Annotated in this window: 11 protein-coding genes and 1 pseudogene; 8 read left to right on the plus strand and 4 right to left on the minus strand. The window is 30.8% G+C overall.

What is annotated here, in order from left to right; translation table 11 throughout:
• Positions 1 to 50 precede the first annotated feature (50 nt).
• Positions 51 to 2,696 (plus strand): T9SS-dependent M36 family metallopeptidase, encoded by a 2,646-nt coding sequence (locus AAC008_RS08395; RefSeq protein WP_339888719.1) that lies wholly within the window; start codon positions 51 to 53, stop codon positions 2,694 to 2,696.
• A gap of 254 nt (positions 2,697 to 2,950) precedes the next feature.
• On the opposite strand, the gene AAC008_RS08400 is transcribed toward AAC008_RS08395, so the two are convergent.
• On the minus strand, positions 2,951 to 3,709 hold the full coding sequence (locus tag AAC008_RS08400) for a glutamate dehydrogenase (protein WP_339888721.1): 759 nt from the start codon (positions 3,707 to 3,709) through the stop codon (positions 2,951 to 2,953).
• Between the two features lie 251 nt (positions 3,710 to 3,960).
• Between AAC008_RS08400 and gdhA the strand changes: the two genes are divergently transcribed.
• From gdhA to AAC008_RS08435, 7 genes are all read left to right on the plus strand, one after another.
• A complete protein-coding gene (gene gdhA, locus AAC008_RS08405; protein ID WP_339888723.1) occupies positions 3,961 to 5,304 on the plus strand; it encodes an NADP-specific glutamate dehydrogenase in 1,344 nt (447 codons plus the stop codon).
• Between the two features lie 105 nt (positions 5,305 to 5,409).
• Entirely contained in the window at positions 5,410 to 7,701 is a 2,292-nt protein-coding gene (locus tag AAC008_RS08410; RefSeq protein ID WP_339888724.1) for a T9SS type A sorting domain-containing protein, read from the plus strand.
• Positions 7,698 to 8,747: an acyltransferase gene (locus AAC008_RS08415; protein WP_339888725.1), complete on the plus strand. Its 1,050-nt coding sequence runs from the start codon at positions 7,698 to 7,700 to the stop codon at positions 8,745 to 8,747. The genes AAC008_RS08410 and AAC008_RS08415 overlap by 4 nt, the downstream gene beginning before the upstream one ends.
• On the plus strand, positions 8,737 to 9,450 hold the full coding sequence (gene recO / locus AAC008_RS08420; RefSeq protein WP_339888727.1) for a DNA repair protein RecO: 714 nt from the start codon (positions 8,737 to 8,739) through the stop codon (positions 9,448 to 9,450). The genes AAC008_RS08415 and recO overlap by 11 nt, the downstream gene beginning before the upstream one ends.
• Before the next feature lie 86 nt (positions 9,451 to 9,536).
• Positions 9,537 to 12,938: an isoleucine--tRNA ligase gene (gene ileS, locus AAC008_RS08425; RefSeq protein WP_339888728.1), complete on the plus strand. Its 3,402-nt coding sequence runs from the start codon at positions 9,537 to 9,539 to the stop codon at positions 12,936 to 12,938.
• A gap of 9 nt (positions 12,939 to 12,947) precedes the next feature.
• Complete coding sequence (locus AAC008_RS08430) at positions 12,948 to 13,328, plus strand: TraR/DksA C4-type zinc finger protein (protein ID WP_339888873.1); 381 nt, start codon at positions 12,948 to 12,950, stop codon at positions 13,326 to 13,328.
• Positions 13,329 to 13,407: 79 nt separating this feature from the next.
• The gene (locus tag AAC008_RS08435; protein ID WP_339888729.1) at positions 13,408 to 14,244 is read left to right on the plus strand and encodes a hypothetical protein; all 837 of its coding nucleotides are present in this window, start codon (positions 13,408 to 13,410) and stop codon (positions 14,242 to 14,244) included.
• Positions 14,245 to 14,332: 88 nt separating this feature from the next.
• Here AAC008_RS08435 and AAC008_RS08440 read toward each other — a convergent pair whose 3' ends face one another.
• The 3 genes and pseudogenes from AAC008_RS08440 to AAC008_RS08450 form a co-directional block, all read right to left on the minus strand.
• Positions 14,333 to 15,886: an aldehyde dehydrogenase family protein gene (locus tag AAC008_RS08440; RefSeq protein ID WP_339888730.1), complete on the minus strand. Its 1,554-nt coding sequence runs from the start codon at positions 15,884 to 15,886 to the stop codon at positions 14,333 to 14,335.
• Between the two features lie 223 nt (positions 15,887 to 16,109).
• Positions 16,110 to 16,643 (minus strand): 3-hydroxyanthranilate 3,4-dioxygenase, encoded by a 534-nt coding sequence (locus tag AAC008_RS08445; RefSeq protein WP_339888731.1) that lies wholly within the window; start codon positions 16,641 to 16,643, stop codon positions 16,110 to 16,112.
• Positions 16,644 to 17,160: 517 nt separating this feature from the next.
• Positions 17,161 to 18,249: pseudogene (locus AAC008_RS08450) on the minus strand (endonuclease/exonuclease/phosphatase family protein); the annotation flags it as partial.
• Positions 18,250 to 18,343 lie beyond the last annotated feature (94 nt).

Raw genomic sequence — 18,343 nt, forward strand, 5'->3', positions numbered from 1 at the left:
AGTTATGCTCTAAAAGTATATATTTGTGATTATTAAACTATTAAGAAACTATGAAAAAAACATTACTATTCTTATTTTTATTTACAATTAGTATAGGATTTTCGCAAGAACCAACTGCAAAAATTCAAAATTATTTAAATAATAATAAGGCAAAATTCGGATTATCGACACAAGACATTTCTGATTGGGTTGTTGAAAGCAAAGGAAATTCAGATGCTACCAAAATTGATGTTTATTATATCAAACAAAGACATCAAGGAATTGAAATTTTTCAATCAGCTTCTAATGCTTGGGTAAAAAATGGAGAAGTTATTAATTTTTCAAGTTCTTTTTTACCAAACGTTGCTCAAAAAACAAACGCTGTAACTCCTAGTGTTTCAGTTTTACAAGCATTATCAACGGTTAGACAAGTTCTAAATGACAATGCGGTTAATTCCGAAATTATAGAAACTACTACAACAAAAAGTTTTAAAATTTCAAATGGAAATTTAACAGATAATCCAGTTTTAGCAGAATTAGTTTACCAAGTTACTACTGAAAACACATTAAGGTTAGCATGGGATTTAAATTTTTATTCTCAAGATTATAATCATTTGTGGAGTGTTAGAATTGATGCAATTACTAATCAAATATTAGAAAAGCAAGATTGGGTTATTTCATGTTCATTTGGAGATGCAAATCACACTAACCATAATCATAAAAAAGACTTTTTCTTTAGTAAAAAAGGATTTAATGAGTTTAATAATACTTTTTTAAATCCTCAATCAGGATCTTACAGAGTAATTCCTTATAATTATGAAAGTCCAAATCAAATTGCAAGACAATTAATTGCTAATCCACACAATACAAATGCATCTCCTTATGGATGGCATGACGTGAATGGAGTAGCTGGAAACGAATTTACAGATACTAGAGGTAATAATGTTTATGCTCAAGAAGATGCAGATGGAAATAATGGAACAGGTGCAAGTCCATCAGGTGGAGCATCTTTATTGTTTGACTTTCCTTATGGAGGAACTAGTGCTCAGCCCTCTACATATTTAGATGCGGCTACAACTAACTTGTTTTATATGAATAATATAATGCACGATGTTTGGTATCAATATGGGTTTAATGAAATAAATGGAAATTTCCAAAAAAATAATTATGGTAAAGGAGGAGCAAGTTCATTTTTAGGAGATGCAGTTTTTGCTGATTGCCAAGATGGGTCGGGTACCAATAATGCTAATTTTTCTACTCCTGTTGATGGTTCAAATCCAAGAATGCAGATGTTTCTTTGGAATGTTGGACCAACACCAAAATTTTTAACAATTAATTCTCCTGCTTCAATTGTTGGAGACTATACTGTTGCAAATAATGCATTTTCTCCAGGAAATGTACCACTACCACCATTGCCAGGTTTTACATCTGACTTTGTTTTGTATTTAGATGCAGGAGGAACAAATGAAGCTTGCTCGGCTGCTACTAATGCAGCTCAGTTAAATGGAAAAATTGCTGTTATTAAAAGAGGTAATTGTGACTTTGTTGTAAAAGTTAAAAATGCACAACTTGCTGGAGCTTCGGCTGTTATTGTTTATAATAACGATGCTACATTACCTACTACATTGGTTAATATGTCAGGAGCAGACGCAACAATTACAATTCCGGCTATTTTTGTTACATATAATCAAGGGAATGCAATTTTAGCACAAATGGCTCTTGGTACTGTAAACGGAACAATAAAAGCAGATGCTGTTACATTTGTAAATTCTGACGGTGATTTTGATAATGGAATTATTTCGCATGAATATGGACATGGAATTTCATCTAGATTAGCAGGAGGACCTGCAAATTCAAGTTGTTTAAGCAACTATGAAGGAATGGGAGAGGGTTGGTCTGATTGGTATGCATTAATGATGCAATTGAAATCAGGTGACGTAGGAACCACTCCTAAAGCTATTGCTACTTTTGTTCTTAGTCAACCAACTACAGGGGCAGGTCTAAGACAGTATCCCTATACAACAGATATGTCTGTTAATCCATTAACTTTTATTAATTCAAATGAGCCTATACCAACGGATCCAGCTAATACTTCTTATAGATATGTAGTTGGTGAGTTTTGGGCAACAACTTTATGGGACTTGTCATGGGCATATATAAATAAGTATGGTTTTGACTCAAATATATATACAGGAACAGGTGGTAATAATAAAGTTATGCAATTGGTTTTAGATGGTTTGAAATTACAACCATGTAACCCAGGAATAGTCGCTGGTAGAGATGCATTAATTGCAGCAGATCAAGCAACAACGGGTGGTCAAAATTATTGTTTAATTTGGGAAGTGTTTGCAAGAAGAGGTGTTGGATTAAATGCATCTTCAGGAAGTAATAACAACCCTAATGATCAAGTGCAAGATTTTACTCAACCTTCTCCAGGTCCAAATTGTGTATTAAAAGCAAGTCTTTTCAATAATGAAGATATGATTAGAGTTTTTCCTAATCCGTCTAATGGATTTTTAAATATAGCTATTGCTAAATATAGTGGTAAATTAAATATTGAATTATATGACATTAACGGTAGAAAAGTATTTAATCAAAACATGAATGATTTTAATGCTGAAAAATCAATTAACCTTCAATCAATTCAATCGGGAATATATTTATTAAAGCTTGAAGGAGAAGAATTGGCTTTCACCAAAAAGATTATTATCAACTAAGAATAAGGTTTGTAAAATTTAATAAAAAAGCAGTATCATATTTATGATACTGCTTTTTTTATAAAACCCTAACTTGTTTTAAAATAGAATCCTTTTGAAAACATTCGTTTTTAATGTACAGATAAGTTTTTAATTGTACATTCAAGATGGTTTTTTATGGTTTTACGACTTTATTTCGTCTTTACTTAGAGAAGTATTTACCCATAAAAAAAGCTCTGAAAACAGAGCTTAATGTATATTAAATATAGGAAATTTTAATTGAAATAATAAACATATCCAAAACTAAAAGTCAATGAATAATCATTTGTTTCGTTCTCTTTATATGTACTTCTATCAGGATTTAATCCATCAACCCAATCAGAAGTATAATATTGTAATCTAGAATCAAATATTAAAGAATTATAATCGTCTAATCTATATCTAACACCAACACTTGACGTTAGAGAAGCAACAGGACGACTTTCGTTTCTCGTTCCACTAGAGTATTTAGCAGGAGTAGTCAAAGGAGTTCCTAAAGGGCCTAAATCTGACTTCACTTTAGAGGTGTAATATCCCATTTGACCTCCTAAACTTACGTATGGAGAGAAAGTAGTTCCCCTGTTGTAATCATCAGTTTTCCATGGATAAAATTCCATTTGTAGTCCAAGATTTATAGTACTTGTAGAGCCATTCATAGCTCTTAATTGATCAGCAAACAAACTTGTTTTAGCAGGATCCACATATTTGCCATAATGCTCTAAATCAGCTTTCATGTAAGATGCATCTAATCTAAGTTTAAAGTTTTCTCTTAAACTTTTGAAATCTTCAATAAAAGAAAAATAATAAAAAACACCGACAGATAATCCACTATTTTTTGAAAAATTTTCAAAATCACCACGTTCACCATAATCCGATTTAAAAAACACAGGACCAGCCATAATTCCAACTTCTTGATATGTCCTACCAAACTGTGCATGTGATTCTGCACCTATGAATAGAACGAAAAAAAACGGAACAATAAATTTTTTCAACATTTGGGTTTTATTTCTTTGAACCACAAATATATAAAAACAATATTCACATTAAAAAATATAACCTAAAAAAGACCTAAAAAAGAGTCAAAATTTAAACAAATGATAATCTGTCTAATTAAAATTCATGTTAAATTGCTAAAAAGCAGTTAAATTTTAGTGATAATTATTAAAACTTGAATATTAATATTACAATAAAATGTATATTTGTCAACGATTACGAAAACGTTTTTTATAATAAAAATCACACTATTATGAGTGCAAATATTTTATCATTTATTGATGCGGTTGCTAAAAGAAACCCAAATGAGCCTGAATTTATGCAGGCTGTTAAAGAGGTAGCAGAAACAGTTATCCCTTTTATTGAAGAAAATAAAAAATACCAAAACAAAATGCTCTTAGAGCGTATGGTTGAATCTGAAAGAATTATTATGTTTAGAGTTGTTTGGACTGACGATTCAGGAAAAACACAAGTAAACAGAGGATATAGAATTCAAATGAATTCTGCTATTGGACCATATAAAGGAGGAATTCGTTTCCATCCTTCAGTTAATTTAAGCATACTAAAATTTTTAGCTTTTGAACAAACTTTTAAAAATAGTTTAACAACATTACCAATGGGTGGTGGAAAAGGTGGAGCTGATTTTGATCCAAAAGGAAAATCTGAAAACGAAATTATGCGTTTCTGTCAAGCGTTTATGACTGAATTGTCTAAACATATTGGTGCAAATACAGACGTTCCTGCTGGAGATATTGGTGTAGGTGGTAGAGAAGTTGGTTTTATGTTTGGTCAATACAAAAGATTAAGAAATGAATTTACAGGTGTATTAACAGGTAAAGGAATTTCTTTTGGAGGTTCATTAATACGTCCAGAAGCTACAGGTTATGGTGATGTTTATTTCGCTCAAAGCATGTTAGCAACTAAAGGAGATAGCTTTAAAGGTAAAACGGTTGTAGTTTCTGGCTCAGGAAATGTAGCGCAATATGCAATGCAAAAAGCAACTGAATTAGGAGCAAAAGTTGTTACTGCTTCTGATTCATCTGGATATATTTATGATGCAGACGGAATTGATGCTGAAAGATTAGCACACATCATGCAAATTAAAAATGTTGATTTTTCAAGAATCTCAGAATATGTAAAAAAATATCCTAATGCAAAATTTGTTGAAGGAAAACGCCCATGGGAAGTTAAATGTGATGTTGCATTACCTTGCGCTACTCAAAACGAATTAAATGAAGAAGAAGCAAAAGCTTTAGTTGCAAACGGATGTATCTGTGTGGCTGAAGGAGCAAATATGCCTTCAACTCCAGAAGCAATTGAAGTATTCCATAAAGCAAAAATATTATTTGCTCCAGGAAAAGCTTCTAATGCTGGTGGTGTAGCAACTTCAGGTTTAGAAATGTCTCAAAACTCTTTACGTTTAGCTTGGACAAGTGAAGAGGTAGATGAAAAATTAAAAAGAATTATGTCTGATATACATGAAGCATGTGTAAAATATGGTACTGATTCTACAGGTTATGTTGACTATGTAAAAGGTGCAAATATTGCAGGTTTCGTAAAAGTTGCTGATGCTATGCTTGCTCAAGGTGTAGTGTAATTTACTTTTTTAAATAAATTTTAAAAGCTCTTCAATTTGAAGGGCTTTTTTTATCATAAATCTTAAATATAAACGTTTGTATTATATTTGCTTCAAATAATTCAAATGAGAAAAACACTTTTATTACTTTTATTTTCGATTGTCTCTTTTTCACAAACTAATCAGCTTTGGAAAGGTTACTATTCTTACAATGCGATTATAGATATTTCTTACGGCTCTTCCAAAGTAGTAGCCGCTACAGAAAATGCTCTTTTTTCAAAAAAAATAAATACAGGAGATTTAGATATAAAAAACTCAATTGATGGTTTTAAACCAGAAACAATTACATCTGTTTACTATAGTCAAAACTATAGCTTAACATTAACAGGAAATGACAATGGGTTACTAATTGTCACAAGAGATGATGGTACAATCATAAACAAAGTAGATATAATTAATGAGGTGCCTGTTCCTCCAAACATGAAGGCTATTAATCATTTTTATGAGTTTGAAGATAAAGTATACATTTCCACAAATTATGGAATAACAGTTTTAAAATTAAATAATTTAGAATTTGAAGATACTTATTATATAGGTTCTTCAGGGGAAGATTTACCGATATTGCAAACTACAGTTTATAATGGAGATATCTATGCAGTTACTTCAAGTCAAGGAATAAAAAAAGCATTAGTTGCAAATCCAAACCTAATAGATTTTAATCAGTGGCAAACATTTGATTCTGGATTTTGGAGAGGAATAACAAATTTTAACAACCAGTTGGTTGCTTTAAATACCAATCAATTTGTATATAAATATAATGGAACTAATTTTCAACAAGTTTATTCATTACCACAACAAGGAATAAAATTTATTTCAAATAATGATAACCTAATAATTACTTGCAATAATCATGTTTATGTATTAGATATTTTGTTCTCAACAATTGCTCATATTACACAAATCCCTGATGATATTAATTTATTTACTTGTGCTGTTACTATTAACGATAATTTGTTTATTGGAACTGAAAAGAATGGACTTTTTCAAACGCAATTATCAAACCCATTGAATTTTGAATCCCTTTCACCAAATGGACCCGTTCAAAATTATATTTTTAGGATAAAAAAAACGTCAAATAATTTATGGGCTACATATGGAGGTTATAATATTACATATCAAACCAACTATTTATTAGAAAGTATTAGTAAATATTCTAAAGAAAATGGCTGGAGTAAAATTCCATCTGAAAATTTATTTGACGCACAGGCACTAACCGATATTGTTGCCAATCCTAATAATGAAAATGAAGTTTATGTTAGTTCTTTTCAAAAAGGACTTTTAAAAATAAATAACGAAAACATAGAACTTTATGACCATATTAATACAGCTCCAAATGGATTAGAAAGTCAACAATGGCAACCAGTAATTCCTAATTTTACTTTAGTTGCAATTAATGGACCTGCTTTTGATAAAAAAGGCAACTTATGGATGACAAATTCATTAGTCTATAAAGGGTTAAAAGTGTTAAAGGCAAATGGCCAATGGCAATCTTATGATTTTACAAATGTTTTGATTGAACCTTATTATGAGAGATATTCTAGAATTGTTATTGATAAAAACGATACAAAATGGATTCCATCTTATCGAGCAAATGGTTTAATAGGTTTTAATGAAAATTACAACAATAAATTTATTATAATAAAAGGTGAAGGGGAAGACGAGGGTAACTTACCTAGTTTTGATGTAAGATGCCTTGCCTTAGACAACAGAAATCAATTGTGGATTGGAACCTATAGAGGATTGCGTGTATTGCCTTCAGTGGATCGTTTTATTAATGAAACAGAATTAACCACTAATGCTATAATAATTGAAGAAGACGGACTTGCCCAAGAACTTTTCTATCAACAATCAATAATAGATATCGCTGTAGATGGAGCAAATAATAAATGGGTTTCAATTGCTGGTGCTGGAGTTTTTCTTATTTCCCCCAATGGACAACAAACCATATATCGTTTTACAAAAGCAAATTCTCCGTTACCAAGTAATAATATTTTAGATATTGAGATTGATGCTGCAACAGGTGAAGTGTTTATGGCTACCGATAAGGGTTTAATTTCTTTTTTAGGAGTTAATACTAAAGCAAGTGATGATTTATCTAATGTTTATGTATACCCAAATCCTGTACGTCCAAATTTTAATGGAACAGTTAAAATTAGCGGATTAATTGATAAGGCAAATATTAAAATTACTGACATAGAAGGTAATTTAGTGCACGAGACAACTTCTGTAGGTGGAACTATAGAATGGGACACAACTGCTTTTGGGAAATATAAAGTTGCATCTGGAGTTTATATGATATTTATTTCTGCAGAAGACGGAATTGAAACGAAAGTTAAAAAAGTTATGATAGTAAGATGATTAATAGTTTAAATAACAAACAAATTGAGCAAACAAATTGTTTTGATTTTTTACGATTTTTTCTTGCTTCTCAAATAGTACTATATCACTTAGCTGTTCTTTCTCAAAATGAAAGTTTAAGCTTTTTGGGTAGAATGTTTAATGCAAATCTAGCCGTAAAAGGGTTTTTTATAATTAGCGGTTTTTTAGTTGCTAAAAGTTACGTAAATACAGCTACATTAAAAATGTATTTTATTAAAAGAGTTAAAAGAATTTTACCAGCTTACTTATTTGTCGTCTTTTTTGCGGCTATAGCTCTCTTTTTTGCCAGTAACTTAAGCTTTAGTAATTATTTTTTAAATATCGATTTTTATAAATACATAGGATGGAATTCAATATTTATGAATTTTATGCACCCATGTTTGCCCAATGTTTTTAATAATAATTTAATGTGTGCTGTAAATGGCTCACTTTGGACATTAAAAGTAGAAGAAGGCTTTTATTTGTTTTTGCCTTTGATTTTTTTAATTATTTTTAAAGTTAAAAGAGCACTATTAGTATTAGTCGTATTGTATTTATTGTCTTTTTTATATTGGTATCTTTTCGACTTCCACTTTAACAAACCCTTACTTGCAAAACAATTCCCTGGATATTTATCATATTTTTGTTCAGGTATTTTTTTATTCTTGTATTACGAAAAACTGTTTCAAAGAAAATGGCTTTATTTATGTTTTGCAGTTCTTGCAATGCTCTTAACATATAAAATTAATGTTACTTTAAATATATTTTATCCAATTTCTCTTGGAGTTATAATAATTGTTTCTGCTTATAGTATCCCAATATTAAACAATTTTGGTAGATATGGAGACTTTACATATGGTTTGTATATTTATCACTTTCCAATTATTCAAATTTTTAAACAATATGATTTATTTGAGAAATATAACCCTTTTTTAATGGGATTTTTCGTGCTAGTATTAACTTTTATCTTTGCAATTTTTTCATGGTTTTTTGTTGAGAAAAGATTTTTAGCTAGGTATCAAAAAAGCCATTTAAATGCAAGTTAAAACTAAAGCTATTGTTCTTTCTGTCTTAAAGTTTCAAGAGAAAAGCCTTATTGTTAAGTGCTTTACGCAAACTGATGGTTTAAAGTCTTATTTCGTTAGAAATGCATTTTCTTCTCAAAAAAATAATCAGAAAATTGCTTATTTTCAACCGCTAAACATTCTTGAGATTGAAGCAAATCATAAGAATAAAGGGACTTTAGAACACTTTAAAGAAATAAAATTAGCTTTCCCTTATCAAACCATAAATACTAATATTTTTAAGAGTACAATTGTGATTTTTCTGTCAGAAGTTTTGCACCATAGTATTAAAGAAGAAGAAAAAAACGAAAATTTATTCTCTTTTTTAGAAACGGCTTTTCAATGGTTAGATACACATGATGAAATTTCAAATTTTCATCTAATTTTATTGTTAGAAATGACAAAATATTTAGGCTTCTATCCAGATATTTCAGAAAGAGAATTACCTTATTTTGAAACAATTGACGGAGTTTTTTCACTGTTTCAAGGAACAAGTTGTTTGTCAAAACATGAAACTAGTTTGCTAAACAGATTAATTGATTTAAAATTCGATGATATTCAGAATAATTTTGCATCTATAGAAAGACAATTAGTACTCAAAATTCTTCTTGATTATTATGCAGTTCACTTAGACGGCTTCAAAAAACCTAAATCTTTGGATGTTTTAAAAGAGGTTTTTTCATAAAATCTAACTTTTTCAATTCCCTTTTCCCTATTGCCTATTTTACTTATATTCCTTACTTTCGCAAATTGATTTAAGAAAACGATAAAATGAACACAAAATTTACTGAATATAAAGGACTTGACTTGCCAACTGTAGCATCAGAAACCCTTAAATTTTGGAAAGAAAACAAGATATTTGAACAATCTGTAACTTCTCGTGAAGGAAACCAACCATTCGTGTTTTTTGAAGGACCTCCTTCTGCAAACGGATTGCCTGGTATTCATCACGTAATGGCTCGTGCAATTAAAGATATTTTTTGTCGCTATAAAACACAAAAAGGATTTCAAGTTAAGCGTAAAGCTGGTTGGGATACTCACGGTTTACCGGTTGAATTGGGAACTGAAAAAGAACTAGGAATTACTAAAGAAGATATCGGAAAAACAATTTCTGTGTCAGAATATAACGAAGCGTGTAAGAAAACAGTTATGCGTTATACTGATGTTTGGAATGACCTTACCGAAAAAATGGGTTACTGGGTAGACATGGAAGATCCGTATGTTACCTACAAATCGAAGTACATGGAGACCGTTTGGTGGTTGTTGAAGCAAATCTATAATAAAGATTTGATGTACAAAGGATATACTATTCAGCCTTATTCTCCAAAAGCAGGAACAGGTTTGTCTTCTCACGAAGTTAATCAACCAGGTAGTTATAGAGATGTTACTGATACAACTGTTGTAGCTCAATTTAAAGCTATTAACGAATCGTTACCAGATTTCTTAACAGGATTTGGAGATGTTCATGTTTTAGCTTGGACAACAACTCCTTGGACTTTACCTTCAAACACAGCATTAACTGTTGGGCCAAAAATCGATTATGTTTTAGTTGACACTTTCAATCAATATACTTTTCAACGCACTAAAGTTGTTTTAGCTAAGAATTTAGTGGGTAAACAATTCACAAAAGGGTTTTTTGAAAGTACTGAAGCAGCTGATTTTGAAAACTTTAAAGAAGGTGATAAAAAAATTCCATTTAAAGTCTTAACAGAGTTCAAAGGAGCAGATTTAGTTGGAATTCGTTATGAGCAATTAATGCCTTTAGCTTTACCAAATGATAATCCTGAAAATGCATTCAGAATAATTTCTGGTGATTTCGTTACAACGGAAGACGGAACAGGAATTGTTCATACAGCACCAACTTTTGGAGCAGATGATGCTAAAGTAGCAAAAGAAGCTTCTCCAGAAATTCCACCAATGTTAGTTAAAGATGCTAATGATAATTTAGTGCCTTTAGTAGATTTACAAGGAAGATTCATTCAAGGTCTAGGTGATTACTCTGGTAAATATGTTAAAAACGAATACTACAACGATGGTGAAGCTCCAGAACGTTCTGCAGATGTAGAAATCGCTATCCAATTAAAAGAAGAAAACAAAGCCTTTAAGGTTGAAAAATATGTTCACAGTTACCCACATTGCTGGAGAACAGACAAACCAATTTTATATTATCCATTAGATTCTTGGTTTATAAAAATAACTGAGGTTAAGGATAGAATGTTCGACTTAAACGAAACCATCAACTGGAAGCCAAAAGCTACTGGTGAAGGTCGTTTCGGAAATTGGTTAAAAAATGCTAATGACTGGAATTTATCACGTTCAAGATATTGGGGTATTCCTTTGCCAATTTGGAGAAATGAAGAAGGAACAGAAGAAATATTAGTTGGTTCAATTGAAGAATTATATAACGAAATTGAAAAATCAATCGCAGCTGGTTTCCAAAAAGAGAATCCTTTTAAAGGTTTTGAAGCTGGAAATATGGCTGAAGAAAACTATGATTTAGTTGATTTACATAAAAATGTGGTTGACGAAATTGTGTTAGTTTCTGCATCAGGTAAACCAATGAAACGCGAAAGTGATTTAATTGATGTTTGGTTTGATTCAGGTTCAATGCCTTACGCACAATGGCATTATCCTTTTGAAAATAAAGAAAAAATTGACGGAAATGAAGATTTTCCAGCTGATTTTATTGCAGAAGGTGTCGACCAAACGCGTGGATGGTTTTATACTTTACATGCAATTGGTACTTTAGTTTTTGATAAAGTGGCTTATAAAAATGTAGTTTCAAACGGCTTAGTTCTTGATAAAGAAGGACAAAAAATGTCTAAACGTCTTGGGAATGCAACAGATCCATTTGAAACAATTGCTGAATTTGGACCAGATGCAACACGTTGGTATATGATTGCCAATGCAAATCCGTGGGATAATTTAAAATTTGACATAGAAGGTGTTGCTGAGGTTCGTAGAAAATTCTTCGGAACTTTATATAACACGTATTCATTCTTTAGTTTATATGCTAATATTGATGGATTTACATATTCTGAAGCTGAAATTCCTTTAGAGGAAAGACCAGAAATTGACCGTTGGGTTTTATCAGAATTAAATACTTTAATAAAAGATGTTGATAGTTTCTATTCAGATTATGAACCGACAAAAGCGGCAAGAGCAATTTCTGATTTCGTTCAAGAAAACCTAAGTAACTGGTACGTTCGTTTATGCAGAAGAAGGTTCTGGAAAGGGGAATATGGAACAGATAAAATAGCAGCTTATCAAACATTATATACTTGTTTAGTAACAGTTTCTAAATTAAGTGCGCCAATTGCTCCTTTCTTTATGGATAAACTTTACAGAGATTTAACGCAAACAACAAGTTCAGAAAACTTTGACAGTGTACATTTGGCAAAGTTTCCAGAATATGTTGAAAAATATGTTGATAAATCGTTGGAAAGCAAAATGTTGAAAGCGCAAACGGTTTCTTCACTTGTATTATCGTTGCGTAAAAAGGAAATGATTAAAGTACGTCAACCTTTGCAAAAGGTAATGATACCAATACTTGACGCTTCTCAAAAAGCTGAAATTGAAGCCGTATCAGACCTAATTATGGCTGAAGTAAACGTAAAAGAAATCTTACTTTTAGATGATGCTTCAGGTGTTTTAGTTAAGCAAATTAAGCCAAACTTTAAAGCGTTAGGACCACGTTTTGGAAAAGATATGGGTCTGATTTCTAAAGAGATACAGTCTTTTACAAAAGAACAGATTAATGAAATTGACGCTAAAGGAAGCTTGATGATAGAAATTGCTGGAAAAAGCATAAATTTATCATTAGAAGATGTAGAAATAACTTCTCAAGATATTCCGGGTTGGTTGGTTGCTAGTTCTAATGGTATCACAGTGGCTCTAGACATTACAATCAATGAAGAATTGAAAAATGAAGGAATAGCAAGAGAGTTAGTAAACAGAATTCAAAACATAAGAAAAGACAGTGGTTTTGAAGTGACCGATAAGATAAAGGTTCAATTGCAAAAGAATGGAATTTTAGAGGAAGCGATTACCAATAACGAAGAATATATCAAATCAGAAACATTAACAGAAAGTTTGGTTTTTGTAGATCAAGTAAAAAATGGTACAGAAATTGAATTTGATGATATTAAAACCACAATATTAATCTCAAAATAATATAATATGATGACCGAAGAAAAAATGAGATTTTCAGACGCAGATTTAGCTGAATTCAAAGAATTAATTATAAAGAAAATCGAGAAAGCACAATCAGATTTAGATTTGATAAAAAGTGCTTATATGAATGACTTAAATAACGGAACAGATGATACATCACCAACATTTAAAGCATTTGAAGAAGGAAGTGAAACCATGTCTAAAGAAGCAAATTCGCAATTGGCAATTCGTCAAGAAAAATTTCTTCGCGACTTAAAGAACGCACTTTTCCGTGTAGAAAATAAAACGTATGGAATTTGCAGAGTAACTGGAAAGTTAATCGCTAAAGAACGTTTAAAATTAGTTCCTCATGCGACTATGAGTATTGAAGCTAAAAACTTGCAGCGATAGTTTGCTTTTCTTTAAAAAAAAAACCCTGCAATTTTTTAATTGCAGGGTTTTTTGTAATGTAATTTTACAAATTTAATATATGAAAAAAATATTTATTCTTTTATTTTTCATTTCTTTAAACTTAAGTTTTTCACAAATAGAAATAGATAAATATAAAACTGAAATCGGCAACTTAGATTCTGACATTAAATTTGAAAATTATTGGAATCAACTACTTGAAATTGATCAAAATATTCTTGTAAACACGAGGGACCATAAAAAAGCAGACTCTATTTCTTCGAGTTTAATGGTTAGAACTGCATTACTTTTTGAAGTTCATGGAGATAAAGTATATAAATCAAACAACTTAGTGCCAATTTTAAATTTAAGTCATAATAATATTAGTAAAAGTAGTATTGTGTTTTGGACTATTCTTGAAAAATGTAAAAGGGTTGGAGGAATGATAGATACTTTTGGAGGAATTTTTCCGGCTTATCAACTTGAATGTGTTTCTTTAGGTTTTTATAATTACACTTTAAATCAAAAAGAAAAAGAAGAAATGTATCCTGATTTAAGAAAAAAATTAAATCAGATAAAAACTAATGATATTGTTACAGCTTTAATCGAATCTTATAATTATCAAAAGCAATTATACACGCTAAAAGAAATAAAAAGTATTGGAAAATGGTCTTTGCAAAGTTTTAAAAATGAAATTCTTGATGAATCTTTTGAGTTTGTGAAAATGTCTGATAATAATATTTACATCAAACAAAATAATAAAATTCAGAAGTTAATTATGCTTAAAAAACATAAAGGAGTAAAAATTTTCAAAATAGAAAACGAACCCTTTGGTTGGAATTACGAACTTCTTAAAAATGGAACTTTATTTTTAAAAGATGATAAAAATGAAGTTTTAATACAATATACAAAAGATTAAAAAATAAACCCTTCAAAACGTAATGTTTTGAAGGGTTTATATATTTAAACAAGTCTTAATAATTAATACTAAAATCTTAATACTTATCTTATAAATCAAATTTAATTCCTTGTGCTAAAGGCAATTCATCAGAATAGTTAACTGTGTTAGTTTGTCTTCTCATGTACACTTTCCAAGCATCAGAACCAGACTCACGTCCACCACCAGTTTCTTTTTCACCACCAAATGCACCACCAATTTCAGCACCAGAAGTTCCGATGTTTACATTAGCAATTCCACAATCAGATCCTGCAAATGATAAGAATTTTTCTGCTTCTTTCATTTCATTAGTCATAATTGCTGATGATAATCCTTGAGCCACACCATTTTGAACTTCAATAGCGTTTTCAACTTCACCAGAATATTTCATTAAATATAAAACTGGAGCAAATGTTTCGTGCTGTACAATTTTAAATGAATTTTCTGCTTCAATAATAGCTGGTTTTACATAACATCCAGATTCGTATCCTTCACCAGAAAGAACTCCACCTTCCACTAATACTTTTCCACCTTCAGCTTTAGCTGATTCAATAGCAGCCAAATATGTATTTACAGATTCTTTATCGATAAGTGGTCCAATATGATTTTTTTGATCCAATGGATTTCCAATAGTCAATTGACCATAAGCACCAACAATTGCATCTCTTACTTTATCGTAAACTGATTCGTGTATAATTAATCTTCTTGTAGAAGTACATCTTTGTCCAGCAGTTCCAACAGCACCAAATACAGCACCAGGAACAACTACTTTTAAGTCAGCAGTTGGAGTAATGATAATTGCATTATTTCCACCTAACTCTAATAATGATTTACCAAAACGTTCCGCAACTTTTGCACCAACAATTCTTCCCATGCGAGTTGAACCAGTTGCAGAAATTAATGGAACTCTAGTATCAGTAGTCATCATTTCACCAACTTTATAATCACCGTTGATGATACAAGAAATACCTTCTGGTAAGTTGTTTTCTTTTAAAACTTCAGCTATAATGTTTTGACAAGCGATTGTACATAAAGGAGCTTTTTCAGAACCTTTCCAAACACAAACGTCACCACAAATCCAAGCTAAAGCTGTGTTCCAAGCCCAAACTGCTACTGGAAAGTTGAATGCAGAAATGATTCCAACAACACCAATTGAATGCCATTGCTCTCTCATTACGTGACCAGGACGTTCTGAAGGAATAGTTTGCCCGTTTAATTGACGAGATAATCCTACAGCAAAATCACAGATATCAATCATTTCTTGAACTTCTCCGTAACCTTCTTGTAAAGATTTACCCATTTCATAAGAAACTAATTTTCCTAAGGGTTCTTTTAATTCTCTTAATTTGTTTCCAAATTGACGAACAATTTCTCCTCTTTGTGGAGCTGGCATTGCTCTAAATGTTTTGAAAGCAGCTGTTGCGCTTTGCATTACTCTTTCGTAATCTGCTGCAGTTGTTGTTTTTACTTTTCCTATTAATTGACCATCAACTGGTGAATAACTTTCAATGATTTCTCCGTTTGAAAACCATTCGTTTCCTGTTGAGGTTCCTTCGTTAATGGCTTTTACTCCTAATTTCTCAAGAGCTTCTACCATTCCGAATTGTTGTGCTATTGTTGACATTGTAACTTTTTTTAATGTTTTTGTTATAATTTTAGCAAAAATAGGGCTTTTTTTTGACTTTTTTTGCAATTGTTGTTACACAATGAATTGTAAATTTTTAAGATTTTGCCCTAGCCCAGATAGCAACGGCATCCTTTTTTATCTTTTTCACAAAAAAGATGAAAAGATATAGTGAATAGCTGGACACAAGCTTGCGACTGACGAAGTAAATAGCTTCAAAAAATTATTTTACAAATCGTTTGTCTGTTTCCATAACTGTTCCGCAATTATCACAAGTTCTTAATTCTTTAGAACCATAAAAATGCTTGAAATGAGCAAGAAAGTCAACTTCTATGTCTTCTAATTCAAAATAAACCTCATATAATTTATTGTTGCAGTTGTCGCAAAACCATAGTAATCCATCAGGAATATCTTGTCCAGCACGTTTTCGTTCTACAACTAATCCTATTGAATTTTCTTCACGAACAGGTGAATGAGGAACTTTTGCAGGCAATAAAAACATATCACCAGCTTCTAATTTCATGGCTTTTTTTTTGCCATTGTCTTGAACGTAAACCGTGATGTTTCCTTCTAATTGGTAGAATAATTCTTCGGTTTCGTTATAGTGGTAATCTTTTCGCGCGTTTGGTCCAGCAACAATCATTACGATATAATCACCTGAACTCACATATAAATTTTTGTTACCAACTGGTGGTTTTAGTAAGCTTCTATTTTCTTCAATCCATTTATTAAGGTTGAATGGTTTTTGTATTGCCATGTTTTAAATATTATGATTGCTAAGTTACTAAAAATAAAAAAAGGTTAGCGTTAACTAACCTTTAAATTTATATGTAATAATACTATTATTTTGTAATTGAAAGTGTGTTTTCTTTGTAGTTAACTTCAACTTTACCTAGAGTGCTTAGTGAGTTTTCTCCAATTACTAAATCAGATGAAATACTATTTGTAATTACTGCAGTAACATTGTTTAAAGTGAACCCGTTAAATTCAATAGTGTCAATTAATAACGTTGAACCTTCTGGAATTCTTCCGTCAGAAAGAGAGTAAGCTTGTTGACCAGAATAATTTTCTGGTTTAACTTTCCCCGTTTTTAATAAAAACAAAGCTTCTTTTCCTGAAATTAATATGTCTTCAACATCTGCATCATATACAAAACTAGAAGCGTTTGTGTTCGTTGTACATGGAACTTCAATTTTACCTTCTTTGTTTTTAGTGAACGAGATGGTTTTTTTGTTAGAAACCACATTAGTAACTACTTTCTTAAATGCACCTTGTTCTCTAATAAGATAAACATAAACTGGAAAGTGATCACTAAATCCTGGAACACCATTTGAATTTCTCAATGGGTAACCTTTATATTGACCTTCTTTTTGGATTAAGAAATCTTTATTATAAACTCCAGCTTTCCAAAACGTCCAAGAAGAATAGTCTTTATTAATGTATGGTTCAGTTAATAAAATTTGATCAAATAAATCCCAAGAGTCTCTATATGCTAGAGAACCAATTCCATTATTAGACATGTCTTCCATTGGGTTGAAAACACCAAATTGTTTTAAATCTTCTTTTTTAGCAACTGCACCAATTTCTTTTTTTATACTTTTATTATAAGGCCCATCATTCATGTCACCCATTGTTATAACCTTTGCTTTTGGGTTTATTTTAAATAATGAATCAATAATTTTTCTATTTAAAGCTCCAGCAGCTTCTCTGTATGGGCTACTCTTTTTTTCTCCACCTGAACGAGATGGCCAGTGATTAACAATAAAGCTAACTTCTTCACCATCCAATAGGCCAGTAACTAATAATTGGTCACGAGTATAAACTCTATTTGATTTTTTATCAATTGACTCTGAGTCATCAGTTTCTTCATTTTTTTCTTTTTTTGACTTTGCATTTTCATCCTTATAAACATATAAAGGAACATTATTATAACTAGTAGGAGTAAAGTGTAATGGATCATATAAGAATCCAGTGTCTATTCCTCTTTTGTCTGGTGAGTCAAAATGAACGATTTTATAATTTTTATTGATTAACCTTGGTTGTTTTACTAAATCTTCTAAAACTCTTCTGTTCTCAATTTCACAAACACCAATTATAGTAGGGCTTGTTCTTTGTTGGTCATTTGTGCCAATTTCAACTAAAACTCTACTTAAGTTATCTAATTTTTTTTTGTAATTTTTATAAGTCCATCCTTTTGAAGGTAAATATTCTTCATCATTAATTGTAGGGTCATTAATTGTGTCAAATAGATTTTCTAAATTATAAAAAGCAATGGTGTGTAATTCAAATTTTTTTTCTTGCGAAACCCCTTTATTTACTGATATAACTAATATAAAGGCAATAATTAATTGTTTAATTTTCATAGGTGTTATGTTATTTTAATATCAAATTTACTCAAAGACGATGCCAAAGGTAGATAATATTATTAAAAGTTGTACATTTGCAGTCTGTTAAGTG

The sequence above is a fragment of the uncultured Flavobacterium sp. genome, assembly GCF_963975515.1.
GTDB lineage: Bacteria > Bacteroidota > Bacteroidia > Flavobacteriales > Flavobacteriaceae > Flavobacterium.

Bases quoted from the DNA above. Each gene is read 5' to 3' on its own strand.
- AAC008_RS08430 (WP_339888873.1), top strand. From the start codon at position 12,948: ATGACCGAAGAAAAAATGAGATTTTCAGACGCAGATTTAGCTGAATTC.
- AAC008_RS08395 (WP_339888719.1), top strand. From the start codon at position 51: ATGAAAAAAACATTACTATTCTTATTTTTATTTACAATTAGTATAGGA.
- AAC008_RS08400 (WP_339888721.1), bottom strand. From the start codon at position 3,709: ATGTTGAAAAAATTTATTGTTCCGTTTTTTTTCGTTCTATTCATAGGT.
- AAC008_RS08410 (WP_339888724.1), top strand. From the start codon at position 5,410: ATGAGAAAAACACTTTTATTACTTTTATTTTCGATTGTCTCTTTTTCA.
- recO (WP_339888727.1), top strand. From the start codon at position 8,737: ATGCAAGTTAAAACTAAAGCTATTGTTCTTTCTGTCTTAAAGTTTCAA.
- AAC008_RS08440 (WP_339888730.1), bottom strand. From the start codon at position 15,886: ATGTCAACAATAGCACAACAATTCGGAATGGTAGAAGCTCTTGAGAAA.
- AAC008_RS08445 (WP_339888731.1), bottom strand. From the start codon at position 16,643: ATGGCAATACAAAAACCATTCAACCTTAATAAATGGATTGAAGAAAAT.
- ileS (WP_339888728.1), top strand. From the start codon at position 9,537: ATGAACACAAAATTTACTGAATATAAAGGACTTGACTTGCCAACTGTA.
- gdhA (WP_339888723.1), top strand. From the start codon at position 3,961: ATGAGTGCAAATATTTTATCATTTATTGATGCGGTTGCTAAAAGAAAC.
- AAC008_RS08415 (WP_339888725.1), top strand. From the start codon at position 7,698: ATGATTAATAGTTTAAATAACAAACAAATTGAGCAAACAAATTGTTTT.
- AAC008_RS08435 (WP_339888729.1), top strand. From the start codon at position 13,408: ATGAAAAAAATATTTATTCTTTTATTTTTCATTTCTTTAAACTTAAGT.